We start from the raw sequence: 24,534 nt of genomic DNA, 5'->3' as shown, positions 1-24,534 counted from the left end.
ATCGACAATAATGAATTCAACAGACAGTATTTGGGCAGACCTATGTGATATGAGGTTCAAAGGTTACTTGCTTGCCTTCTTAGTAACCAAATATCAAAAATGGGACCGGAAGATCAATATATTTCTTGCGCTAGCCTCTTCCGCCAGTATAGGAACATGGGCAGTATGGGATGAATTCCCGTTAGTATGGGGTGGAATTGTCGCGGCCTCACAGGTGGTCTCTACCATAAAACCCTATTTCCCATATTCTAAAATGATAAGGGAACTGAACGAAAAATGTCACAAACTAGATCTGATAAATATAGAATATGAAAGGACCTGGGGAAAGATCCGTAGGGGAAAACTAACTGAAGACGAAATCGAACAGATCCGGTATGATCAGTCTCAGATATGCGCTGGTATTTTAGCATTTTCTGATGACTTATTGGTAGAAACGCCCGCCGAAATAATCGCAAAGGCTAACCATAAAATGAAAATTTACTTAAAATCTAATTATGATATTATTTTGTCAATCAACTAAAAAAGAAAACTATGATGAATGAGGACAAACCTAAGTTTACCGGCACAAGGTCCGATCAGAAAGATGACTTACAAAAAGGAATAGCAGACGTTACTAACCGTTTGTCCCTTCCTAATTTTGAGCATACTCCTAAAAAACCTGATACAAATCCTCCACGTCCTGCTCAGGATGCAAACCAGGGAAAAGAGCCTAAAGAAGATTCTTAAAACCAACATATGAATACCATAGTTATCTACGACAGTTCCCATCAGGATCTGGAACTAGGCATAGAAATTCACCGGATCATGCTTCAAAGAGGATGGAAAAGTTCAGACAATTTTTCATTCGCTTATGTAAAGCATTCTTCAAATGGTAAAGTACCTACAGAAGCTGAAATAAAAGAAGATGTTGATGTCAGTACTTTTCAGGCAGAGTGGGATAATGTAAAATACTTATACCAGATTGCTGATTCTCCAATAAAATTCGGGGTTTCTCCAGGTAAATAATCATAAAAAAACGATCAGCAAATTTACTGGTCGTTTTTACTAGAACTAATTTCATTAATACCTTCTCTTTTTTAATAGGTTTTGTCCTGCAAGCAAACGATTTTTAGTTTTTATTAAGTCAGTTTAAGTTGTAAACTTATTGTACCTTATAACAGTTATTAATACAATTTACCCATGCTGAATATTTTTACTGTAAGCTACCAGGAACTTGATAGTAAAATAAGAGATTTGTCCAACAGAATTGGCAAGGCCGAATCTTTTTTTGGCAGTACATCTAAACACGATTGGGACTACACATTCGAATTATGCACAGAAATAAATGAAATTTTTAAAAATGTCAGATACCCATCTAAAAATGAGCGGGATATTGCATGGGCGAATTTCTTCAATTTAAGGAATAATGCTCACGTTGTTAGAAAAGAACAAACATATAATCGTTCTAAAAATTTCTATAATGAGATAATGGGTCGGTTGGATAATGCCGATTACCACGCCATCAGCGATTTTGTCGTTGGCCATATTATGACTTTTGGATTGCTTAAAGAGACTGTAGAAGACATGAAATCAAAAGGAAAAGCATTAGGCAATATTGGGGGCTATTTTAAGTCAGTTAAGCACGAAATGACAGGGGAACATAAAACTGATGTACATGAAAGGATGATTGAAGTACGGCAGCACCATGATAACTTTTGGGGCCAACATAAAAATTACCAAGAAGAAAAGACTAAACTTTACGAAGAAAAACAAAGAATTTGGCTGGAGAAGCAAGAAAAAGGCAGGCAAATAAAAGCTCAAATTGAAGGCAATTTGGAAAAAAATATAGAAAAGCATAATAATGCTAAAGATGCTTTGGAAAGGTTTGAAGGAAAAAAAAATGATTTGCAAAGCAAAATTTGGGAGTCGCATAGCGATAACTGGAAATCGAAAGCTGAAGGGTGGCTTGATGAACTTAATGATAAAATAAGAAGTGTTGAAGATCAAATAAGGCGTATTGAGGCATGGATTGATGAAGATAGAAACAAACTCAGGAATTGGCGATAAAGAAATTAACATTCCGCATCTCCGCAGAAAGGGATTATTAAAAAACCGGCTTCTTTATTGATTGATTTGTAAGCATAAATAAATATCCAATGTCTCATGTAGATAATTTACTTTACACTTTACATAAGGGAAAGTTAGGGTTTTCCTCTTGCTTACTTCTAAAATAAGATGGACCAATGCACAACTTTTGTATGAACCATTGTTGTCATGAATTGAAAACAGAATGTCGTCATATTAGATGTTTTTGCAAACTGAAGAACATTCATAATCCACTAAAATATGTTTACTTGTTGATTTGACAAGCTCCAAATATTTACTTGATGCCTTTTTGATTTCCTTTTGTTGTAATTCAGTTTCAAATTATTAAAACTGATTACAGTCTTCCAAGGTTAAAAGAATAGGCGTATGGTCCTTAAAGAATCGCAATAGATCAGGGTCTGATAAGGCCAAAGCATTTGTTTCCTCATTAGGAAAAACTATCAATTTAACTTCGCGAGGGGCATATACTAATCGATAAATAGACTTGGCAGGATCTTCAGGTAAAATCCTCCCATCTATTTCCATTAATTTATTATGCACAATCCTCCATTCCATTTCTTCGTAATATTTCATATCATTCTCATTGACATCAGACATATTTTTCACAAACCCCATTATGTACTGAAGCCTAGCCAAATATTCCTCATAGTGGTGGTTTGCCAAAAAGCCATGTAAGTGATCGAAATGTTCAACTAACAAGCTATAAGCATTGCTATTGGTGACATAGGAAACCGGATTGCCAAAATTTCTTATGACAAAATCCCGAGAAAAACCAATCCCTAGCTTGCCATATAAACTTGTATGTTTTGTAACCTGCGTAAGCCTTATTTCCGTAAGACATACTCTAGAGATATCGGCTTTAATAGCAGTATTGTTATGTCCAACTATTCTTTCACTACCTTTATTTAAATACAAGCCTTGAAAAATTGTGCTTTTTAGTCTTGTAACATACTGTTCTGATGTTGTGTTTTCTTCTTTACAAGTCCAATGTACAAGAATGTTAGAGTGGATTGCCATTTTATAATATTTGAAATTTATAAGAATTTTACTTTCCATTTTTTTGCATAACAAAAAATGCATTTGTATTGCGAACCTCTATGCCTGGTAAATCAAGAGAAACTTTGTGTGCCATTTTATATTTTTATGAAGTTCCGAAGTTTCACAACGATACGAAATGAACTTAATAAATAAGTTAATACACCGTTAATAAAGGGGAATGTGCTCATATTCCGAGTTCAGAAAGTAAAAAGTTAATATAACATTCGAATAATCGGCACCAATTGGTTCCGGGTAGAGCGGTTCGTTACCTCCCCGCTCCCCCACATGCAGGGTCGAGCAGTGGCGCATTAGACTGCCGTTTATGTTTCCACTACCCGCCACGTCTCTTAATCAAGCACTTTTGGAAATTTTTGATCAGTAAATTGGCTCAATTTTTTTCTGTTTCTTTTGATGTTTTCTTTGTTGTAGTTAAGAAAGTAGCTAACCCAATTTGCAATTGACTAAAATTGTGGTTCATATCTCCTAAATCGTAGTTAATTCTATATCTGATGAATAGTTGATTGTTAGACGAAGGCTTGAAAAATGCACAAATCTCCGAATTCCAGATAATCTTTGAAGTATTATAAACCTTTTCAGGTTGATTCGATTGTATAAAAGAAATGTATTCTTCTTTATTTTTCACTTGCTGAAAATCATTGCTCAGTATCTTGAAATGTCTCAATTTTTGGCTTAAAGTAACGCCGTACCTTTCGTCTGGAAATATCTGCCATTTTAATTCGGGAACAATTTGAATTGTATTAACGCCTGTATTGACGACATTATTCTCACTGGAAGGTTTATAAGTATTACTAGGGGCATCAATTACTCTTAATGTATCTTGTATAGCGGATCTTCCAAAATAAACTCCTGCGCATAAATTAATTGTTGATTTTAACTCAGGTGCATCAGCTAAAATTAGGTTTACGGAAAACCCCAAATTGTAAATCTGATGTCGGTAAATATCCAATGTAGAAGCAAAACTAGTCGGCTTACTTGTATTTGCTGGATTCTTTTCAAAATGATCTAATATAAGTTGCTTGTGATTATCTTCAATTTTATTTATGGCAAACTCAGGGGTGAAATAATTTAAATACCCGAAATTAAATTTTCTTCCGCAATCAATTCTATTGGTGGAGAAATTAAATGACTTAGAAAATTCGGTTTGTATAAGTCCATTAGGATTGTCTGTTTCGATTCCCTTTAAATCACTGAAGATCCTTAATTCCAAGATTTTAGTTGTTTTCTCTTTATAAAGACTTACTGTTGTGATTGAATCATTCAATTCTGATTTATATACCTGGTTTTCCGGGAAATAATCTCTCGTATAATTTCTTAACTCATAATCAAATTGTAACAATTCTCCTAAATGCAGAATGCAATTAGAATTTCTTAAAACAGTCACTTCATATAATTTTCTATTACTTTGAAAATTTGTCTTACTTGAAAATGGGAAGGGAAATGGATTAGCAAATAACAACATCGAATCCATACCTCTCATTTTCCCTTTTACCTTGATATTCTCTATAAATCCATCCTGAAATTGGATTTGAATATTGTAAACTGTGAAAGGAGGGTCAATAAATTCCCTTTTGTGCAGTTTTTTATCAGGTCCGCCTTTTCCATCACCGGAGTTATTTGAAGAGTCAACAATATCCTTATAATATGAAACCTCAACGGTTTTGAAAATTCTCAATTTACCAGCAAGGGCGTCATCAGATCTTACGTCCAGGCTTGCTTCCAACAAACGTGAGTATAGCCCTTGTTTTAGCAGAGTTTCAACAATGTTTTTTACTTTTTCTTTTGTTTCTTCGTCGGGAGAGTCACATATACTTAGGATAGTATTATATAATTTATTTTTAAAAAGTTCCTCATTAAACTGCTTTATAAGAAAGGTCTTTATCGGATTTTCTTTTATATCGGTTAACGAGAATTGATAATTTCCGTTGCCGTCCTTTTCAAGGACTAGGTTAGTAATCATCTCTATTTTTGAGCATGTAGCAGATATTATATTTTCTTGTATTGAATCTTTTCCTAGATGTATTGTGTCTTCATTGATAGTTTTTTTTAAAGAGTCCAATTTATGTTGAAGGTTTAGAACTGAGTTTACTTTAAAAAGAGCGGGGCCTGATTTTTCTAGTGTTTCCAATATTTTTTTAACTGAATCTATCATAGTATGTTTATTAATGCTATGAAGAGTATTTTCTTTGGAAGTAACAGCAGAATGAATATTTATCTTTGCTATTTGTTGAGATAAAATCTTATTTGGGAACATGGCTCCTAGAAAGCAAATAATGGAATAAAAATAGCAACTAGTATGGGGAACGCGACTCATTGAAGAATAGTTGAGGAAATTATTAACTAATATTTTTATAATTACAAGTTAGATCATTATGTACTTAATGAAAATACCAAGTACTTGGTATTTTTGTAAATGCAAGAATAGTGACGAACTGTCTCTAACAGAATAAATACAAACTAGTTGGTATTTCTCCGTAGCCCAACATTATGTACCTTAACTTATTGTCATATCCCTAATCATTATTCGAACAATACTATGAGTTTCTTTTCTATCTTTTCTTCCTCAAAGGGAGCAGCTTCTGATCAGAAAGTAGGAGAAGCAAATAAGGACAGACAAAAAACTGCCGTTTACCTGCGATGCGTAGCATCCTTCTTCTCGGTAATTTTAATGCTTGGTATTATTGCCTCGTTGTTCATCACTACCAGTACCGCTGCATTTTCCACAGCATTGCTCTGGATACTGGGAACTTGTGTATCAGGAGCTGCCATCGGATTTCTCTTTGGGATTCCTAAAATATTACAATCGAATAAACCTAAAGCAGGAGAAGGCAATGTTGAGAATAAAGAAGACAATGGAGAATACCAATTGCAGGTAAATACCAACCTCACAGAAATATCGGACTGGTTGACCAAAATTATTGTAGGTCTTGGTCTGGTACATTTATCAAAGTTGCCGCCTTACATACGTGCAGTAGCAACTTTGTTAGCTAATGGTGTTTGTGTTAAGGAAATGGGCATTGCATTAGCCTTTGCATATGGCTTGATCATTTGTTTTTCTGTATCAGGGTTTCTATTTGGATATTTGATTACCCGCCTCTTTTTAGCCAAAGCTTTTTCTGAAGCAGATCAGGGAGCAATAAAGAAAGTGATTGAAGAAACCGTAGAAGGTAAGGTGGCAATAGTAAACGAAAGTGTAGCCTCTGCCAAAGCTCAGTTGGCCAATATTGAGAATAAACAGAGTGTACTTTCTCAAACGGTTTTCCCAGAGCATGAACAGGTAGGAGGGGATAACCAACAACAAACTGAAATTGCAAGAGGCGCAATGGCTACTCCCGAAACATCCAGGTTACCGAAGGAGGAGGCATTGTTAAGATTGCAAAAAATGGCCGATGAATACCTGGCTATAAATGATCCCGATTGGGCTGAACGAGTAAATCATAAAGATAAATTAGCAAATAGGATGGCAGAATTTGCTATGAGAAATAACATTCAGAAAGAGGATGTTGCAAATATGATCCGTGCGAATAATAATGAAGGATTAATCATAGCATTTGCTACCATGATCGCGATGCGGCCAGAAAACCGGGATTTCGTTATATTGTTTGAAGTAGGTGAAAAGGTTAAACGCCTCCATGTGCGTTACCGGGTATTGGTGGCGTTAGGAACATTAACGGCGAAGAAACTTGTTCCCAGCAGCAGTAAGGGTAATCTGCTTAATCTGCTGGAAAGATATAAGTATGATGCCGATACTTCTCTCATAAATATGATAAATAATACCAGATCGCTGATTCAATCATCATTATAAACCTATATAATGTATTTTCAAAAAGTATTAAAAGGCGTCAATGCCCTGAACGATGAAGATGCAGAAGCATACATAATAGGAGGAAATGGAATAGTAAGCAACTGGTGGAGGGCAAAACATGAAATTTATAATCACGAGATCCAGGACCAGTTAACAGAAAACAATGTGATTCATCACCTGAATAATTATGATACGCCTTTGCCGGCGAACCATCCATACGCATCTCTGGGCAAAACTTACGGACATGTAACGCCGTTCATTTCAACTACTGCTGGTGCCGTGCAACGTGATGATTTTTATAAGACCAACATCATCTTCCCGGCATTCATCACATCACTTCGCTTCGCCACGGACAATTTTAAGTCTGAAGGATATATATTTTATGCATATCTGATTACCATTCAGAAGAAATCAGTTGAATTGGTCCAATTCTCTGAAGAGGTCAGGGAACTGCACATTTATCAGAAATATCTTCCCTACCACCACGAGGGAGAGATTGTGGCTAAGATCAATATACCCGCAGTACAGATTGAAAAGGCAGAAAAATATGACGGGCCTGCTGTTCTGAAAGAACTAAAGCAATTTAAACGTCCTTCTGCTATCAAAACCCTGATCAATTCAAACTATGCTGACCCGTTAGCGTATACGAACATAAAAGAGTTGATCTGATGAGTATTTATACTGAAATACTGGGACTAAATCCTGAAGATTTAAACAACGTAGCGGACGCGTACATAGGTTACGCCGGTTACCTTTCCTCCACCATAGAGAACCCGGGTAATGAGAATACCCATACAATCCCCTGGATTGCCAGTTCTTACATGCTGGCGGCATCTCTTAAATCGGTGATTGATCCACCTGAGTCATCTTCCGCATTCCGTTCCGCAGCTTTTTTCTACCAGCTTGCAGAAAATCCCTACTGGAAGATTGCAGCTATATGTGCTAATGATAATGGAAGACTAACGTACGTGCAGACAGAAAATGGCAATACCACTTTCTCGGACTCTTTATTCTATGATCTCTTAGGTAATATTTTGTTAGACAATGATGCACGTCCACTATTCAGGATGACTGAGCGCTGGGGCCAGCATCCCATAGGCCGCCTGGGAATACCCCTAGGGTATTTCACGTCGGCGATAGGAGCGGTGCAGGAAGGTGCCCCAAACAATGCCAATGGCTTAAACAGCCTGAAAATACTCTTAAGCAGGGCTACCGAGAACTTGGCCATTCTTAGAGCAGACAACTATCATTGGCGCAATTTCAAAGGCACATTTCTAGCTGTGGAACCAGAAATACTGGCCGTTTGCATATGTTTGTGTAAGCTTTGGACAAAACGCAATCTGCCTTCTCACGACCTCCTCAGAGGAACCGAAGGTCTGGAAATTACTTCCGTCCCATTACGGATCGCCATTGAAATAGCTGATAACTACTCCTTAGAAAGACCATATGGCCTCAATGTCTGATTTTCTTTTATCTGTCCTGGGAAATTGTTGGCATTTTTAGTTTTCTATCAGATTATCAAGTCAGAATTATAAGCCTAGGTAGCTACCTATGTCGATGTCGCTGCAGTATATATACGTATTTTTATATCAATAAGAGAATTTGGCCCTTATCGTATATTATTTTATTCCCAATAGATGATGTATGAAGAAGCAAATTGTCATTGAAATCATTGCATTCTCTTTCTTCTTTTTGTTTGTTTATACAAGTTTAAGCAAGCTATATCAATATGATTTTTATTATAATGATCTTTTGAGGTCTCCCTTACTTAGTTCCGTTGCATATCCAATTTCTATATTAATTCCTGGTTCAGAACTAATCGTAGCTGTATTACTAATACCCGATAGAACCCGTAAATATGGATTTATTGGATCATTAATTTTAATGGCATTGTTTACATTGTATGTGGGATATGTATTGACTCTGACAACAGACCGTCCATGTACATGCGGGGGGATTATCAGGCAATTAAGCTGGAGAAACCACCTGATTTTTAATCTAATCTTTTTGGCAATGGGTTTTGCCGGATTTATTTTAGAGAAAAGGACGCTGATTACTACTTATAAAAATTAGTTCAAAATTCTCCTTCGCCAAAGACGACCATAAAAACTCAGCAGTAGCAATAAGCTCCTTTATTCGCTTGGATTAGCTCAACATTTGGATATGAAATAGTCCAGATAAAATTTGTCTATAAAGCATAACATAGTTGTAATAAATACTTATTGCATGCAATGATAGTCATGTTGCAACATGACAAGGCGTAGCTGAAAACCTTTATAGAGTAGGCACCTAATAATTAACCTTAAAACCAATTTGTATGAAAAAAGCAAGAGTCATGTTAGCAATAATATTGTTCTTTGCAGCAGCAGGTGGCGTGTTTGCATTTAAAGCGAGAGCAAATACATATTACTACGTAGTTGGAACTGTATATTATCCAACTGTAGTTTCGTTCACCTGTGTGTCAGGATCAACTGGTTGTACGTTTGTTATAAATGGGACTTTATATCAGTTGTATCTCTGGGTTAATGGGAATTATATTCCTTTGAGAAGAATCTAAGTCAATAATGGCAAATATATTAATGGGGCATCTTGTCGTATGAGTAGGATGCCCCATTAATATAAGCTTCACGGCATTCGGAGAAGCAAATGCTTCGGGTTGTTCTCAAAAGAAAAGCTTTAAAGCCGGTGTAGAAGTTGGTGCCGGCAATTTTATCTGTGTGCATTTACGATTAAGAAGAATAAAATATCAGTTGATAATGGATTGCCCTGTATCTGATCTCTAACAATCTGCCAGGATGTAAAAGCCCCTGTTTATGTTTACAGCTCCCATGTAAAGGTTGTAACTGAAAGGCTGCTTGCTAAGTAAAGAATTAGCCCTGCTGTATCGTTACAGGGATTATGTTTTACTACTTACCTGGATACTTATCCAGAGCTATGGACATGCACAAAAGCTGGCCTATTCACCCGTTTCGTATCAGTCCGTATAAAATTTGTGAGGCGAAAAAAGCCCAGGAGTGGAGGTGTTAAAATTATCCTGATAACCCGCTATCTCCTGATTATTTTTCCGTATCTCCTAAGTTTTATTCTCTATCTCCTAAGTTTTATTCACAAATGATATTTTATCTTTGAAAAGGGAAATGTAATCGCTGAAAAAAAAATATCCACCATGAATTCGTAGTAAAAGGTCAATTCTAAATTTAAAGGCATTCATCCGATTATTGTTGTTAAATACATTCCTATCCAACTTAAATAATAAACTATAGTTGCTGATAACTTTAATTTTAGCTTTATTCATAAAATAGTGTATGGTCTAGGGCAATTTCTATTGCCCTTTTTCCAGGGTATGAAAACAAAATAAGTGTTTCGGCAAGTGTCCGGTCAATATTATGAGCATTTCCCACACCGCTGAAATATATTACGGATTATAGATTAGTTTTCACGTGAAATAAAGGGGAAACCTGAAAACCTTCAGAAAAGCGTCCTTATAAGTGGCCTAATATTTCGCATATAATAACTTGCAAATAGGATGATATTTTATTAAATAAGTTACTTAAAATAAATTGAGTTGGAAGACTTCTCGCAGTAAGAACAGATCGTGCGCAATGGATTCAAAATCTTCATGGCTGTGAATTATTGATATCCTACTATCTGCAAGGCAATGAAAAGGAAACTTTCAGGACATTAGTTCGTTATAGAAAATCCTTGAGATAAAATGCTTAAGATGCTGATAGATTCATTCTAGGATTGCCAAAATCCTTTGAAACTATGAACATTAAAATACATAGTGTAATAAGTGATATTACTGGAGCAATAGGTCGAAGGATCATAGAGGTATATTAGCTGGAGAACGAAACCCTGAACATTTATTATAAAATGTAAGATATAATAAGTCGGTTCAAGCGGTTGATCTTGAACTATACCAGGTGAAATTTAAACAGATTAAAATTACCTTTTGTGAGAGGAAGTTGAAAGAACTGAATTGATCTGTGGCTTAGTTTAGGTTACCATTTTAAAAATTGAAATGTATTACATGAAAATATTTTCTATTTAGCATATACTGCTTATTAGAATAAAGTTATCTGATCAGATACGTCGCACAAGGTTAAACCCTACCACCTAAGTGTGAAGTTATAGGCAAGAGTAGGGAAAATCTCATGTTAATTTATAAAATCTTTTTTTTATGACAAGAGCAAAAATTATGCTTGGTATAGTAGCAGCATCCGCTATCGTAGGATCAGTATTTGCTTTCAAGGCAAATAATACTAAGTACGTTTTTATTACAACTACGACTGACCCTGCTGCCACCATCTGTACTTTACAATCCTTTGGCATTACATCAACAGTCGCTGGTGCTGTTGGATCATTTACTACTCGTGCTACAACTGATCCATTAAAACCTTGTGTAAATTTGACGGTGAAATTAACCGATTAATAAATGAGGCCGTCTCAAGAATAATTGGGGCGGCTTTTTTATTTTATATGGAACTATCTTGGAGCTAATGAATGTATGAATGGAATCAGATATCTGTAAAAAAGGTTTTTGCATATTTAGCCTTCGTTTCAGACTGGTTTCTTTCTTAGGTTACGTGCAAAGCTAATAATCCCATTTCAATACTCACCTTCTCTAGGCCTCTAAAAAAACATAAATCGTTTAAAGTTTTGATTGTGTTTAATATTGGCAAACATAGGTTCCGTATCAAAGTAGCATTGTTTTCGTTTCTGTATTCCTGTTTACTTTTTAAATGTTTATCGGCTTTCGGCTTTAATCGGTTAAGATTGTGATTGACTTTTATTATGATTTCTTCACCCTGATAACATTCCCTTCTCAGCAGACAACTCTTACATTTTCTAGCCTGATAAAGAGAATTTACCTGTTTAAAACCAACTTTTGTAGTGGAGGTATAACTACCTATATTTTTCATTCGATTGCCAACAGGACAGTAATAAACATCCTTGTTATGACCGCATTCAAGTTTATCTACCGAATAAGGTTTTTCTTTAATTAATTGCTATAAGTTTATTTTAATCAGATGGTAACAACGTCCCTTGGTGCTGGAAGTTACTCTTAAATACCACTGAAGTTTTACCTCTTGACATGAGTATATAACAAGGATAATCTTCTATGATTAAGCGAAGAACTATCTTTTTATCCAAATCAAATGTGGACAAATCCACCCTGAAGAATGCAAAATACAAGAGGTTGCCTCAATGAGACAGTCTCTTGTATTTTGCATTCTTCAGGGCTTCCTGAATTTCCCCTGAGTAATACCCATTTTTTGAAAAAATGTGCCGGATCATAATACCCCAATTCATAAGTTAGGTACTTGATCGACATGCGTGATTTGACAATCATATTTATTGATTTGCAATGTAATCGCAACCGAATATTTTCTGTTAAAGTTTAACCTTGATCGAATTTGAAAATATCATTAATCGCTTTTAAATCGACTGAAATTTCTGCACAACAAAATGCAACACCTTTGTGATCTTTAAAACGACATTATTAGATTTTCAAGCGTTCTTACCAATATTAAGTTAGCTAGGATAAAACCAATCTGAAATTCTTCTGTTACCTCCGATTCAATTAATGAATGCGGGAATTACCAATGCTACTTCCAAATTGGCTGATCATTCTGCATTTTGACAATTACCTCTCTGTAAAATTTTGTATTTATTTTATCATTTTGCTTCTCGACCAAGTCCAGAGCCTTTTTCTCCACTTCAATTGCTTGCTTCTTCTGACCTGCTTTGTATAAGATGCTAGCGTAAGTATCAAGGCCTGCATGATCAGTCTCCCCGTCAAGATCCACGATGGTTTTCATAAGTGTCGCAGCCTTTTTAAGTAATGCTGCGTTATTTATGTATTTAAATACCACATCATAAACCAGGTTATTAACACTAACTTTACCCAAACCAGTAGTATCCATGCCGTACCTATCAATCTTTTCAAACTCTAATTTTACAGCTTGATCCCAATCCTTTTGTTTATAAAGCCATCCAATTTTTGCATTCAAGGTTAGCCGCTTTGCTATTTTCTTGTCAAATGTTTTGGCGATATTTCTTTCAATCTTTTTCCAATCAGGGCTAATCGTATCTAAACTCTTATTGGGAGAAATATTGTTATAGATATAATCTCGTCCAATAACGTAGTCCGTTAAGTTACGTGAATACTGTGGCCAGCGGCCGAATTTTAAGTCTGTCACTTTCTGATGCTCATAAATATATTGGATGATCTTATCCTTAAAACTGAACAAGTCGATGAAAGTTGCGTGGAAACGATCGGCGCTTGGATTCAATAAGGAATCTATAGGTGCGTTGTCAACATATCTGCTCTTGTAGACCCTCGCAATCTGCATTGCTAAACTGTCATCTTTATTCTCCTTGGCCCAGTAAGCCAACTTGAGAAGTTGAGTCTTATTAAGTGAACCATCCTTAAAGGATTTGAGCTGGGCTAGATAACTTCCATGAGGATCAATATTTTTTTTGAGAACTGCTACAAATTCCTGTTGTTTGTAAAACCCCTCTTCTTTACCTGAATACTTACCTTCAGGAGTGAAGAATAAAAAGGTAGGAAAGGCGGTGACATATAATTTCCAGTTGGCAGCATCTGCATACCAGCCTTTGATGTATTCATTGTCGTTTTTTGTACTATCCATCTGTACTTTTATAGCAATGAAATTTGCATTTACATAGTCTGCCACCTGTTGATTACTAAATACATCACGATCCATCATTTTGCAAGGCCCACACCAGGTAGCGTAAGCGTCAACAAAAATAGGCTTATTTTCTTTTTGGGCTTGCATCAATACTTCCTGCAAGTTCTTTGCAGTACTAAATTTAATACCTGAACTTACCTGAGCATGTACGAATATTGGGATGATGCAGCAGAACAGTATGGCAATCTTTTTCATATTTGATGTGTTTGTAAAAAGTTGTCTGCACATCAAGCGTACAGACAACAATTAGAATGGTATATTAGTTGGTATAACCTGCATTTTGGCTCAATGAAGAATTGAGCCTAATTTCTTCAGCAGGCACCGGTAGTAATGCTCTATATGGTTTCCAAACCCCACCGCCTTTAAGTGTAGTAGCTACAGTCATGACCGCATCTAGTTGACCGGTTCTTTTCAAGTCAAACCAGCGATGGCCCCATTCGCAGAACAACTCGAAGCGTCGTTCGTAGGACAAGGATGTGAGCGCTTCTGCTTTTGACAGAGTAGTAGGCAACAACTTTAACTGTTCGTCGATATCAGCATTTTTGTCTATGGCCCGATCACGCAATACATTCAAATCAGCAATTCCTTCAGTAACCCTGTTTTGTTCTATTTTTGCCTCGGCACGGATCAGATATTGTTCGGCAAGACGAAAAACAATCGTATATTCCTGCCCAAGATCACTACCTTCTATCGCCTTATATTTAGCTGCATATGGGTATGGTTTAGTTCCACTCGATTGGACTCCAGTCCAAGTGTTTTTTCGCTGATCACCAGACTGAAACGAGTCCATAAAATCTTCTGACAAATAGATGATACGCCCGGTGTTGATTTCGGGCTCACCTGTACGGAGCGTAAATAGATTGCCTTCATCAGTATTCAAGTTATCTTTGACAGGTTGCAAGGCCCATATAGTTTCCTTGCTATTCTTCAGAAATACCTGGTTTAAAGCTGTTGTTGAATACAGAGTGGCCTTGTTAATCACCTCTGTAGCCATTTGCTCTGCATTTGCCCAATCTTTCTGGTAGAGATAAACCCTAGCCAGTAGCGCTATAGCTGTTGAGCGATTGGGTCTTATCCTTTCTTCCTCACCGGTAGCGTAAGCCGTAAAAGCATCACTTTTTAGGTAATTATCACTCAACAATGTCTGAGCCTGTTTAGCGTCTGCAATAATTTGTGCATAGACTTGGCTAGTAGGGATTCTCGATAGTTTATTATTCACGGTATAATCGGTAGACAAAGCCAAAGGCACATCACCGTATAGATTCACAAGGTAAAAATAATAGAAAGCCCGCAGGAAGTAGGCTTCACCTAGCAGGTTTTGCTTCACGACTTTAGTTAATATATTAGATTCAGTCAATCCTTTAATAGCTGCATTGGCGTTAAAGGCAAAAGGATAGATAGACAGCCAAGGCCTGGGTACAGTTGATGGATCACTTGGTTGCAAAATATTTTGATAGTAAGCCGTATAGTTAATCTTATCCAAATTAAAAAGGGCTAGATTATCCGCAGCGAGTTCAGGCAATACAGTGAGGTCCAGAGAAAATGAACTGTTAGCCATTTTTGAGTAGATTCCCGTAAGCGCGGCTGCTGCTGTAGAATTATCAGCATAGACATTCCCCTCATTTACACTGGTTACCGGAGGATCAACTTCAATAAACTTTCTGCAGCCAGGCAATGGCAACATGCAATATAAGAGTATGATGACCAGACATGTGTATTTATATATTGTCTTCATTTCGTTCTAATTTATCATTTATTAAAAAGTAAGTTGGGTACCCAAAGTGAAAATTCTCAATGGGCCTAAAGTGCCCAAATTCCTTGTTTCAGGATCACCTCCGCCTAAAAATTTGGTGATGGTCAACAGGTTCTGTCCCTGTACATAGATCCTCGCATTAGAAATATGTGCTTTTCTAGTCAGATTGCTATTGAACGTATAAGAAAGTGAGACATTCTTTAAACGTGCATATGTGGCTATGCTATAACTCGCATCACTATTAAAGGCGGCAAAGGTTGGAGCGAAAATTTCTCCAAAATTTGTTGTTACTTTTTGAATTTCCGCCTGTTCACCTGGCTTATGCCAACGATTTAACACATTTGTAAATTGATTGGTACCAGCAACACCGGGAAAACTCCCGAACCGATTGCTGGGAAGCGTTTGCTTCACGAACTGAATGAATATGTCCAGATTAAAGCCTTTATAGCTGAAGGTATTGCTCAAACCACCATACCATATCGGGTCGATATTAATCAAAATTATTTTGTCAGTTAGATCATTTGGCCTGGATGTCAATCCACCTTTCATATCCTTGAATTGATATAAACCTGTTTCGGTATTTACTCCAGCATATGCGTAGGCTTTTCTTACAGTAATGGGCTGCCCAATAACATATATATCTTTATCGCCGCTTTCGTCAAGACCATCATAGCGGACCAACTTATTTTTAGGTAGAGTAAGGTTTGCTGATCCTTGCCAAGTAAAATAACTCGTCTTAACAGGTGTATAGTCAACCGTCAATTCCAAACCTGTATTTTGTACAGTAGCAGGGAAATTCCTGGCAATCCCGCTAAAGCCAGTGACCGCAGATAATTTTTGGCCAAGTAGTTGATTAGATGACTGGTTACGGAAGTAGTTGGCGTTTATCAAAATCCTGCTGTTGAAAAATCCCAAATCGACGCCCAAGTTTAACTTTCGAGTCTCTTCCCATTGCAGGTAGGGATTGGACAAGCCACGAGGATTTAAGCCGATAGTACCTTGGTAGGGTATGCCCACGCTATAGTTGTCATACAAGCTGTAAAAAGAGTACTCACCAATTTGGTCATTTCCTGTAGTTCCATAAGTCGCACGCAGCTTTCCATAATTCAAAGAGGGGATTACGTTTCTAAAGAAATCTTCTTCCGAGAAAAGCCAAGCTCCGCCAACAGAATAAAAACTATGAAACAAATTTTCTGAACCGAAACGGCTGCTACCATCACGTCTTGTCGTGAAATTTATAATATATCGATCCTTGTACCTGTAATTTAAACGTCCGAAAACCGCACTGTATCGATAAGTAGATTGGAGAGTACCAATTGTATTTTTAGTTCCAGCAGCATTAAGATCAGGCAAAAGAGCGTCGCTACTATAATCAAATCCACGAAGAGCTAATAAATCATTGCATGTTTGCTGGAAAGTTGCACCAAGCAAACCCTCAAATGTGCCGAAAGTGTATGATTTATTAAATGTTAATTGTGGCTCAACGATCCAAGATTCAATATTTCTATCTGAATAACCTGCCGTTCTTTTCGTGTATGGTCTATCACTAGGAATTACAGAAATTAGAGGACTAACACTCAATTCGTCAGATTGAAGACGATTGTAACCAAAACTGGATTTCAAAATCAGTCCGGGAGCCAATTCATAAGAAATTTGAGAGTTGCTAATTAAGTTTTGGCTCTTATCAGTATAAGTTCGAAGTAAAGCGGCAGCAGGATTCTCAAATGTATAGGTGTTGGGATCGGCAGGATCAGGTGCCCAATTTAATGTGCCATCTTCATTATACAAAGCTGGTGCATTGGGAGGGAGAGTTGTAGCATTGTTTGTCAGGTCACTTGAAGGGAGTTTATTTACCCCTTGTAAATAACTTCCCGAAAGGAAAAACTTAAACTTATGATTCTGCGAAGCATGATTGATATTAAAATGCACACTGGATTTTACATTGGAGAAGTCGCCAACAAAAACTGGGGTTTCTCTAATGTAGCCCATACCTGCAAGAAATTGCGTGCGGTCATTCCCTCCAGAAATTGAAGCCTGCAAATTCTGAAACTGAGCCGTGCCACCGATCAATTCCTCTTGCCAGTCTACGTTTCGGGTGGTATCCCAAACTCCACTAATATCATACTCCCATGGAAAGACTGGAGAATTTCCATTTTTTTTGGCCTCCCGTCTCAATTCCAAATATTGTTGGGTATTCAACAATTCAGGCCTTCGAGCCACCTTTCCCCAGCCAGTCTGCAGGTTTAAATCCACTTTAGTTTGCCCTGATTTGCCTTTTTTGGTAGTGATCAAAATAGCTCCGTTAGCCGCACGTGAACCATAAATGACCGTGGCATCGGCATCTTTTAACACAGTGATGCTTTCGATATCATTGGGATTGATAAAGTTTAAGTTGCTTGTACCGGCATCACCAAGAACTCCTGGCATAACCGATCCCTGATCTGATACAATTGCATTTGGTGTATACGGCACTCCATCAATTACATAAAAAGGCACGTTACCCTTAGTCAAGCTGTTTCTCCCTTGTATATTTACACTCACGGCAGCACCAGACACTCCCGAATTTTGTTGAATAAATAATCCGGTTATTCGCCCCTGCAGGGCAAGTAAGGGGTTACTCACAGGTTGTCTTGATATGGTTTCACCGCTAATGCTCCCAATGTTGCTAGTGCTGAACTTTTTTTGTACTTCGCCATAAGCGATAATTTGTACCTCTGTAAGATTTGCATTTACCTCTCTGAGTATAATGTTTGGTACCACCCTATTTTTATAGTTCACTTCTTTAGTCTCACGCCCGATCATTCTAATGAGTAGGGTACCATTAGTAGGTACGTTGGCAAGAGAGAATCGGCCTTGCTGATCAGTCACAGTACCTTGTTGCGTGCCTTTCAAGAGTACACTTGCGCCAATCAGTGCCTGACCATCTATATCAGTAACCCTTCCGTTAAGGTCCGTCTGTTGAGTTGGGACTACCAGATCTTTTGTTTTTTTTTCCGAGTCTTTGTGTTGAACCATAATTACCTTACCCTGTATCTTGTAATTGAAGGGCTGATTTTCGAATAGGGATTGTAAAGTTGTTTCAATAGAGGCTGATTTAAGATTAATGTTTACTGGATTTGCAGTTTTCATGTCATCGCTATTCAGAACAAAGCCGTAGCCCGTTTGCTTACCAATGGTAAGCAATACATCTATAAGTTTCGCATTTTTAACGTTGAGGGAGATTTGCTGTGTCATGGCTACAGCAGATACTTGCAGGCTGAGGAAAATGAGGAGTAAAGTTAGTTTCATAACTACGATACACTTGACAATTTGCTCCCTTGAATATTGACTTTCCCCGAAGATAAAGCTCATACCATAGCGAGTATGAATTGAATAACTCATAATTTAGTTGTTTAGTTGGTTTCTGATAAATACTACCTCACGGTGGTAAATGACGTGGAACAACTTTTACCGATCCCGATAGCAGTCGGGGTCGGTTGTTCTCTTTATCATTTTGATTTTGATTTTGATTGTTGTATAGTCCTTTATTTAATAAGTATTAACCTCCTTCCTGCTATCAGTTTAAATTTAAACTTCCCTGCAAACTGGATGCCCTCAAGCACATCAATCAAATTGAGATTGCGTGGCAGTCTTGCATCCAGCATGGTGTTTGGCAGGCTTTCATAGTCTACCTGGACATCATACCAGCGGCTGATTTGCCTCATAGCCTCTTTGAGCGGTGTTTTTTGGAAGATGAACATCCCATGTATCCAGGCGATTGCATCGGAAGCGGTTACCGTTTTAACATCAAAGCCGTTTTTAGATAAAAGCACAGCTTGTTGATCGGTCTTTAATGGCTGGCTTTGGCCAGTTGAGGGCTGAAGAAGTAGTACGTGGCCTTCGGAAAGCGTAGTTTTCACCGTTTCATTGGGGTATGCGCTCACGTTAAAGTGTGTGCCCAATACGGTAACCTGTTGATCTGAGGTATTAACAATAAAAGGTTTCTTAGGATTTTTAGCAACTTCGAAATAAACTTCACCAACGATGCTGACTTTTCGCTGGTTGCCAGCAAAACTTGAAGGGAATGTTATACTACTTGCCGCATTTAAAAAAATACGAGTCTGGTCGGATAGAATCAGTTGATACTGGCCTCCGACTGGTGTCGTAATTGTGTTAAGACCATCGGCATCCGGATCAAGTTTGACTTTTTCCTGCTTGTTGCTTTGATTTTGGAAAATAACAACACCATTGCTGGAGTTATTAGCGATTAGTGTTCCCGGTCTCATGGCCAGCTTTCCATTGACATTTAAACTGATCACTTTACCGTTTGCCAGAGTGAGTGTTGCCTTGTTTCCACCAGGACGTACATCAAAAGAAATTTTTGTTTTGATGTCAATTTTATCATTATATACATGTGCAAAGTATACCCATGTAATGCCAATAAGAACTAGTACCGCAGCGGCATAGCGGATGAAAGGAAAGTGGTCGCGTTTCTTATGTTTTATAGCCAGATTGTTCCAGATTTCATTCCTGGTTTCTTCAAAATTGGGAATTTCTCCAGCAGAGGTAGCTTGCATTGCATATAGGATGAACCAGCTTTCTACAGCAGCCTTTTCGTCAACTGTATATTCTCCGTTTCTGTATCGATCTAACAGATTTATGATTTCATTCTCGTTCATTCGATAATCTGGTATATTGAGATTCTATATGAGAGAGACGATTCAGAAAATACGAAGTGGTAGACACTATTAATATATTTTCAATAAGACATTAACGAGCTGTTAACATATGCGTGCATGGTGTATTATTCTAAAACATTCGGTTAATCCACAGAATGGCCGACATGAGTTGAAGAAAGAATAAGCTGCTCAGCCTTGACCGGAGTTTGTTAATGGCGTAATGGAGTTGCTTTTTTACAGTGCCTTCAGATACGCCACTGGCTTGGGCAATTTGCTTATGAGTAAGGTATTGCTTGCGGCTCATTTCAAATATAGCCCGCATCTTATGTGGCAGGTTTTCGATTTCTTGTTCTATCAACCTCGCTAGCTCATTTTCCCTGACTTGGTTGTCTGTAAGGAATTCTCCACGAGTATAAAAATCTTTGAAAGTGTCAATAAATTCGATCCTTACTTTTTGATGTTTGGCTATATCCAGCACGGAATTTCGTACAGTTTGGTAGAGGTAGGAAAAAATAGATGTTTCAATCTGTAATGTACCCAAGCGTTCATAAAGCTTGGTAAAAATGTCTTGAATCACATCTTTGGCTTCATCATCATCTTTAAGTAGCTTACGGGCAAAGCTGTAAAGTACTCCCCAGTGCCGGTCGTACAGTTCTTCAAAGGCATAGGTATCATGCTGAATCATTAACTCTGCTAGTTCTGCATCCTTGTATAATTTATACCTCGACCTCATAGAACGCTATGTGTAATATATGTGGTTATCCCCATGACATTGCAGGTCTAAGTTATACAGTTAAATGAATTAAAGCAAATGTTTGGGATAATCGATAAGATAATACCTCCTTTCTTCTCGACTTATATTTTGGAGGAACTTTGCAGTTGTTCACGTCATGAAACAAAAATGTTTTGGAAATGCTATTATAAAAGTGCAAAACTTTTGCTATAGTCATTGTCAACCAAAGCCTTATCAGATCCAAATTAATCCGAAATGGTTAATGTTAAGTTAATAGCGCCAAGTATGTTAGGAACAACCTACCACTTTGGCCATACTGAATCGTCTATTCGGTTACTGCATGTGGGATGCAGGGAAATTTAATAATATTAATTACTATAGACAAGACTATGAAGAGAACCTTTTTTTTATTTTTAGGCGCGTCCATGTACTGCTCCAGCTACGGGCAAAAGCCAGTCCTGCAATTGAATAGTTACAAAAGCTGGCCCGAAGTAACCACGGGCGATTTGAGTAATAATGGCAAATATGCTTTTTATCAGATTCGGAATTACCCTGTTTCGCAAAATACATTCGTATTAAAATCTACCACTGGAAAAGAGTTACTGAGTTTATTGAATCTAAGTGATGCAAAATTTAGTAAAAATAGCCGCTATTTAATTGGAAAGCTGCCGAATGATACGTTATTCATTTACAATTTGCCAAAACGGTCACAAAAAAAAATAGCAGGGATTGGCAGCTACGAATTGTTAATGATTGGCAAACAGGAAAAATTAATATGGAAAGGGATCAATGAGTCTTTTAACGTCTCTGATTTTAACGGTAATCAGGTATATAGCTGGACCAAAGTGAATCAATATAAATTTAGCCCTACTGGACATAAATTGTTGATAGAACAGCAGGATACTGGAACACCTAAAAAGGTAATTTGCAGATGGATCGACACCGCAACTGGCAAAGAAAAACTGATCTATGAGGGTGCAAGTAGTAGTAATGTAATCTTCGATGGCGAAGGAGAGCAGGCGGCATTTATAGTTAATATTGATGGGGGCAATAGCATTTATTATTATAAAGAAGGACTGGATACTGCTATAGTATTAGCTGATCAAAATTCAGCAGGTATTGAAAATGGGCTTGCTATTGAGACGGGTGAATATTGGGCCTTTAGTAAAGATGGAGAACGTATCTTCTTTTCATTGAAGGAAAACATAACAAAAAACAAAACGGAGAATCCAAACTTAGAAATATGGAGTTATGAAGATGCCTACCTAAGAAGTTTTTATAATGGGAACAGGGGGAATGAAATTAAGGAAAGGCACTATCTATCAACCGTGAGTCTTAATGCTAAGAATGTAAAGCAATTGATATATGGCAAACAAAGAATTGTAGGAAATAGTTTAAAATTTAACACAGATACCTTATTTCTGGTCCAATCTAGTTTTGGTGTGAACACGGAAGAATGGAATCCGAATTCTCGCGCATCCTACTACTTATGTTTTACTAAAACGGGCAAATTGGTTCCGCTGGAAATAAATAGAAGTAAGGCTATACTTACCTGGAATGTGTCGCCGAATGGTAAATATGTGGTTTATTTTGATCCGGTCAAACAAAGTTACATCGCTTATGATTGCATTTTAAAAAACAAAATAAATATTAGTGAAGCAGTAACTGCCAAGTTCACAGAGTATTACCGCTTACATTATCCGAACCCGGAGGAATATCCGGTGGGCATCATTGGCTGGTTAAAGAATGACGAAGCTTTGCTGGTAAACACTACCTATGATGTTTGGAAGCTGGACCCTACAGGAATTTCGCAAGTTAAAAATATGACCAATTGGGTAGGAGAGAAGACTAAGACGGTATTTTTCCCTGCAAATGAAAAGAGGGGTGAAACTATCAGTAGCGATAAACTCCTCCTGAGTGCATTCAATACTCAAACTAAGGACTATGGCTTTTACGAACTGGATGCTGTGGGGAATCAAGGCTTGCAATTGCTTTCTATGGCTTCGCGATACACAGGTGATTTAGATGTTGTATATACGCAGCTCAATTCAGTGGATTTTTTGATTGCCAAGAATAAAAAAGGGTACCTATTACGTTGGCAGAAGACAGATCAATTTCCCAACTACTTTTATAGTAAGGACTTAAAAACTTTTAAAACACTTTCAGACGTACAACCGCAAAAGGGATATAATTGGCTGACTGCTGAATTGTGCAATTATAAAGACAGTCTAGGCAATACTTATCAAGGAATAGTATATAAGCCTGAGGATTTTGATCCAAAAAAAAAGTACCCTATCATTTTTAATATTTATGAAACGAAAAGTAACCAGTTAAATACCTATTACAATCCTGAATTAGTCGGTGCAGATTTTAATATACCCTTACTTGTTAGCAATGGTTATCTAGTTTTCTTGCCAGATATTCGTGGCGAAATAAAGTATTCAGGTGATGCAGCTTTGCGTTCCATTGTGAGTGCTACAGATTATGTTAGTCAATTTCCCTGGGTAGATACAAAGAAAATGGCCGTGGTAGGACATAGTGTTGGCGGTTTCGAAACCAACTTCATCATTACGCATTGTAACAAATTTGCTGCTGCTATATCTGGAGCAGGAGTCAGTAATATGATCAATGTTGCTACTGATCTATGGGGATCTGGAGAAAACAGGCAATGGTTTGCACAGAATTCTGCCTACATGACAGCTTCTCCATTAAACGATGATCTTGATACTTATATTAGGAATTCGCCAATGCTTCAAGCAAAACAATTAAATACACCTGTGTTGTTCATGCACAATGATGGGGATCATAGTGTAAACGTCCAACAGACTCAATCTTTTTTTATTGTATTGAGAAGTTTGCAAAAAACTGCCTGGTGGTTAAAGTATAAAGGACAAGGGCATGGTGTGACCGGAGAAAAAAATCAATTGGATTTTAACATTAAAGTCTGGTCATTTCTGGATTATTATCTAAAGGACAAACCAATGCCTGAATGGATGAAGGAACACATATAAATTGGAGGGGCATAGGTTGGAGGGCAAGAGAGATTGTCCTACCCAAAAAAAAGCAATGTTTTTTTTTGAGAAAAAAAAGCAAATAAGAGATGGTGGGCATTATTGTGAATACAGATTTTTACTTTATACGTCCCAAAAATACTCTATTATCTGCAGTAAAGGTCGAAGGGCAATAAAGCTTGCTCTTGTAGTTTTAGCTAAGGTGTATTCAATTAAATGATAAATAAATAGAATACTCTGCTTAAAGTTATAGTAATGCAATTACTATACGTCTCATGAAGTAGCATTATGACAATATAAAAAATGCTGTTTATGCATAGCTTACGATATAAGTGCTATCCATACACCTGATTTCATTTTCCTTCTATAAACGATAAAGAGTGTTCTGTCTGTTTGCCTATTCAGTGTTTCGATATTATCACTGTCTCAGAACCGATGTATCTTTTCGCACCACAAAGACTATACATTGTTTCATTCAGTGCCAAATAATAAGCCAATATCATCACATGATCAGGAGCACATTTACCCCGATTCACCTGGAAACTAGGTGAAAAGTAACATTTTGCTTTCTGCAGGATGAAATTTATACCCGGTTCGATGTAATGGCTCCTAGAGGGGTATCTCTTTGCTGAAATCAATTTTCAAATCAGGATAGGCAGCATTGATCTGGTTTAAGTAATTGGTTTTGGAGAGATGATGTTTGCAACAGTTCTACAC

General features: G+C 37.2%; 19 protein-coding genes. 11 read left to right on the top strand and 8 right to left on the bottom strand.

Translation table 11 applies throughout. The features are described from left to right. Window positions 1–10: 10 nt before the first annotated feature. The 4 genes from BM176_RS31125 to BM176_RS31110 all read left to right on the top strand — a co-directional run bounded on the left by BM176_RS31125 (window position 11) and on the right by BM176_RS31110 (window position 2,046). Window positions 11–520 carry a hypothetical protein gene (locus BM176_RS31125; protein ID WP_090108320.1) on the top strand — a complete coding sequence of 170 codons (510 nt, stop codon included), beginning with the start codon at window positions 11–13 and terminating at the stop codon, window positions 518–520. Window positions 521–531: 11 nt separating this feature from the next. Further along, window positions 532–726 carry a hypothetical protein gene (locus BM176_RS31120; protein ID WP_090108319.1) on the top strand — a complete coding sequence of 65 codons (195 nt, stop codon included), beginning with the start codon at window positions 532–534 and terminating at the stop codon, window positions 724–726. Between the two features lie 9 nt (window positions 727–735). After that, window positions 736–1,005, top strand: coding sequence for a hypothetical protein (locus tag BM176_RS31115; RefSeq protein WP_090108318.1), 270 nt, complete (start codon window positions 736–738; stop codon window positions 1,003–1,005). A 174-nt stretch (window positions 1,006–1,179) separates the two neighbouring features. Continuing rightward, window positions 1,180–2,046, top strand: a complete 867-nt coding sequence (locus tag BM176_RS31110) for a hypothetical protein (RefSeq protein ID WP_090108317.1) — start codon at window positions 1,180–1,182, stop codon at window positions 2,044–2,046. 363 nt (window positions 2,047–2,409) lie between these two features. Here the strand turns inward: BM176_RS31110 and BM176_RS31105 are convergent, their stop codons facing one another. Both BM176_RS31105 and BM176_RS31100 read right to left on the bottom strand, forming a co-directional pair. Further along, complete coding sequence (locus BM176_RS31105; RefSeq protein ID WP_177230614.1) at window positions 2,410–3,141, bottom strand: abortive infection system antitoxin AbiGi family protein; 732 nt, start codon at window positions 3,139–3,141, stop codon at window positions 2,410–2,412. A 370-nt stretch (window positions 3,142–3,511) separates the two neighbouring features. Next, complete coding sequence (locus tag BM176_RS31100; RefSeq protein WP_143097968.1) at window positions 3,512–5,455, bottom strand: hypothetical protein; 1,944 nt, start codon at window positions 5,453–5,455, stop codon at window positions 3,512–3,514. A gap of 222 nt (window positions 5,456–5,677) precedes the next feature. On the opposite strand from BM176_RS31100, the gene BM176_RS31095 reads away from it, so the two are divergent. The 6 genes from BM176_RS31095 (at window position 5,678) to BM176_RS31070 (ending at window position 11,378) form a co-directional block, all read left to right on the top strand. Beyond that, window positions 5,678–6,946: a hypothetical protein gene (locus BM176_RS31095; protein WP_090108314.1), complete on the top strand. Its 1,269-nt coding sequence runs from the start codon at window positions 5,678–5,680 to the stop codon at window positions 6,944–6,946. Between the two features lie 9 nt (window positions 6,947–6,955). After that, window positions 6,956–7,615, top strand: a complete 660-nt coding sequence (locus BM176_RS31090) for a hypothetical protein (protein ID WP_090108313.1) — start codon at window positions 6,956–6,958, stop codon at window positions 7,613–7,615. Next, complete coding sequence (locus tag BM176_RS31085) at window positions 7,615–8,409, top strand: hypothetical protein (RefSeq protein ID WP_090108312.1); 795 nt, start codon at window positions 7,615–7,617, stop codon at window positions 8,407–8,409. Before BM176_RS31090 ends, BM176_RS31085 begins: the two co-directional genes overlap by 1 nt. A 181-nt stretch (window positions 8,410–8,590) precedes the next feature. Then, window positions 8,591–9,019 carry a MauE/DoxX family redox-associated membrane protein gene (locus BM176_RS31080; protein WP_177230613.1) on the top strand — a complete coding sequence of 143 codons (429 nt, stop codon included), beginning with the start codon at window positions 8,591–8,593 and terminating at the stop codon, window positions 9,017–9,019. 244 nt (window positions 9,020–9,263) lie between these two features. After that, window positions 9,264–9,503 carry a DUF6520 family protein gene (locus BM176_RS32310; protein WP_143097967.1) on the top strand — a complete coding sequence of 80 codons (240 nt, stop codon included), beginning with the start codon at window positions 9,264–9,266 and terminating at the stop codon, window positions 9,501–9,503. A gap of 1,623 nt (window positions 9,504–11,126) precedes the next feature. Then, window positions 11,127–11,378 (top strand): hypothetical protein, encoded by a 252-nt coding sequence (locus BM176_RS31070; protein ID WP_090108310.1) that lies wholly within the window; start codon window positions 11,127–11,129, stop codon window positions 11,376–11,378. A 145-nt stretch (window positions 11,379–11,523) separates the two neighbouring features. On the opposite strand, the gene BM176_RS33195 is transcribed toward BM176_RS31070, so the two are convergent. From BM176_RS33195 to BM176_RS31040, 6 genes are all read right to left on the bottom strand, one after another. Continuing rightward, window positions 11,524–11,949, bottom strand: a complete 426-nt coding sequence (locus tag BM176_RS33195) for a transposase (protein WP_369823762.1) — start codon at window positions 11,947–11,949, stop codon at window positions 11,524–11,526. Between the two features lie 606 nt (window positions 11,950–12,555). After that, window positions 12,556–13,857 carry a thioredoxin family protein gene (locus BM176_RS31060; RefSeq protein WP_177230612.1) on the bottom strand — a complete coding sequence of 434 codons (1,302 nt, stop codon included), beginning with the start codon at window positions 13,855–13,857 and terminating at the stop codon, window positions 12,556–12,558. Between the two features lie 64 nt (window positions 13,858–13,921). Then, the gene (locus BM176_RS31055; protein WP_090108307.1) at window positions 13,922–15,397 is read right to left on the bottom strand and encodes a RagB/SusD family nutrient uptake outer membrane protein; all 1,476 of its coding nucleotides are present in this window, start codon (window positions 15,395–15,397) and stop codon (window positions 13,922–13,924) included. Window positions 15,398–15,418: 21 nt separating this feature from the next. After that, a complete protein-coding gene (locus tag BM176_RS31050; protein ID WP_090108306.1) occupies window positions 15,419–18,796 on the bottom strand; it encodes a SusC/RagA family TonB-linked outer membrane protein in 3,378 nt (1,125 codons plus the stop codon). A gap of 143 nt (window positions 18,797–18,939) precedes the next feature. Then, window positions 18,940–20,073, bottom strand: coding sequence for a FecR family protein (locus BM176_RS31045; protein WP_090108305.1), 1,134 nt, complete (start codon window positions 20,071–20,073; stop codon window positions 18,940–18,942). A 130-nt stretch (window positions 20,074–20,203) separates the two neighbouring features. After that, entirely contained in the window at window positions 20,204–20,758 is a 555-nt protein-coding gene (locus BM176_RS31040; protein ID WP_177230611.1) for an RNA polymerase sigma factor, read from the bottom strand. 437 nt (window positions 20,759–21,195) lie between these two features. Here BM176_RS31040 and BM176_RS31035 point away from each other — a divergent pair, with 437 nt between their 5' ends. Beyond that, window positions 21,196–23,817 (top strand): alpha/beta hydrolase family protein, encoded by a 2,622-nt coding sequence (locus BM176_RS31035; RefSeq protein WP_177230610.1) that lies wholly within the window; start codon window positions 21,196–21,198, stop codon window positions 23,815–23,817. The last annotated feature ends 717 nt before the right edge of the window (window positions 23,818–24,534 follow it).

This window comes from Chitinophaga sp. CF118 (genome assembly GCF_900112615.1).
Lineage (GTDB): Bacteria > Bacteroidota > Bacteroidia > Chitinophagales > Chitinophagaceae > Chitinophaga.
The sequence above is the reverse complement of the archived record's forward strand: the minus strand, read 5'-3'. Positions and strand labels throughout refer to the sequence as shown.

Bases quoted from the DNA above. Each gene is read 5' to 3' on its own strand.
- BM176_RS31035 (WP_177230610.1), top strand. From the start codon at position 21,196: ATGAAGAGAACCTTTTTTTTATTTTTAGGCGCGTCCATGTACTGCTCC.
- BM176_RS31100 (WP_143097968.1), bottom strand. From the start codon at position 5,455: ATGAGTCGCGTTCCCCATACTAGTTGCTATTTTTATTCCATTATTTGC.
- BM176_RS32310 (WP_143097967.1), top strand. From the start codon at position 9,264: ATGAAAAAAGCAAGAGTCATGTTAGCAATAATATTGTTCTTTGCAGCA.
- BM176_RS31115 (WP_090108318.1), top strand. From the start codon at position 736: ATGAATACCATAGTTATCTACGACAGTTCCCATCAGGATCTGGAACTA.
- BM176_RS31060 (WP_177230612.1), bottom strand. From the start codon at position 13,857: ATGAAAAAGATTGCCATACTGTTCTGCTGCATCATCCCAATATTCGTA.
- BM176_RS31125 (WP_090108320.1), top strand. From the start codon at position 11: ATGAATTCAACAGACAGTATTTGGGCAGACCTATGTGATATGAGGTTC.
- BM176_RS31105 (WP_177230614.1), bottom strand. From the start codon at position 3,141: ATGGAAAGTAAAATTCTTATAAATTTCAAATATTATAAAATGGCAATC.
- BM176_RS31095 (WP_090108314.1), top strand. From the start codon at position 5,678: ATGAGTTTCTTTTCTATCTTTTCTTCCTCAAAGGGAGCAGCTTCTGAT.
- BM176_RS31110 (WP_090108317.1), top strand. From the start codon at position 1,180: ATGCTGAATATTTTTACTGTAAGCTACCAGGAACTTGATAGTAAAATA.
- BM176_RS31070 (WP_090108310.1), top strand. From the start codon at position 11,127: ATGACAAGAGCAAAAATTATGCTTGGTATAGTAGCAGCATCCGCTATC.
- BM176_RS31050 (WP_090108306.1), bottom strand. From the start codon at position 18,796: ATGAGTTATTCAATTCATACTCGCTATGGTATGAGCTTTATCTTCGGG.
- BM176_RS31120 (WP_090108319.1), top strand. From the start codon at position 532: ATGATGAATGAGGACAAACCTAAGTTTACCGGCACAAGGTCCGATCAG.
- BM176_RS31055 (WP_090108307.1), bottom strand. From the start codon at position 15,397: ATGAAGACAATATATAAATACACATGTCTGGTCATCATACTCTTATAT.
- BM176_RS31040 (WP_177230611.1), bottom strand. From the start codon at position 20,758: ATGATTCAGCATGATACCTATGCCTTTGAAGAACTGTACGACCGGCAC.
- BM176_RS31080 (WP_177230613.1), top strand. From the start codon at position 8,591: ATGAAGAAGCAAATTGTCATTGAAATCATTGCATTCTCTTTCTTCTTT.
- BM176_RS31085 (WP_090108312.1), top strand. From the start codon at position 7,615: ATGAGTATTTATACTGAAATACTGGGACTAAATCCTGAAGATTTAAAC.
- BM176_RS31090 (WP_090108313.1), top strand. From the start codon at position 6,956: ATGTATTTTCAAAAAGTATTAAAAGGCGTCAATGCCCTGAACGATGAA.
- BM176_RS31045 (WP_090108305.1), bottom strand. From the start codon at position 20,073: ATGAACGAGAATGAAATCATAAATCTGTTAGATCGATACAGAAACGGA.